Below are 279 nucleotides of genomic sequence, written 5' to 3'. Positions count from 1 at the left end.
CAAATAAACTCCGTCTGAAAGAAGGCAAAGACCCACTGCTTGTACCTGGAGTAGTTAAGCGCGGATCAGCAAATCAGATGGCTAAATATATGGTCAGCGAAAACGAAATTCGTCGACCTGATACACCGCTTGGCCGGGCTAAAAAAATGTCAGACCAGCTCGACCGCGGGCTCGATGAGGACGACATTGCAGTGTTGTTTGGCTGCAGCGTTCAGACCGTTCGTTCAACGCTTTCCCTTCTCGATGCCACTCAGGCCGTCAGGGAAGCGGTAGAGGCTG

1 pseudogene is annotated in these 279 nt (G+C 52.0%); it reads left to right on the top strand.

Going from position 1 to position 279, the window contains the following annotated elements:
- Positions 1–279 (top strand): annotated as a pseudogene (locus tag ACSIPU_RS31275) (hypothetical protein); the annotation flags it as partial.

This window comes from Klebsiella sp. HN106, from assembly GCF_051209435.1.
GTDB classification, from domain to species: Bacteria; Pseudomonadota; Gammaproteobacteria; order Enterobacterales; family Enterobacteriaceae; genus Klebsiella; species Klebsiella oxytoca.
The sequence above is the reverse complement of the archived record's forward strand: the minus strand, read 5'-3'. Positions and strand labels throughout refer to the sequence as shown.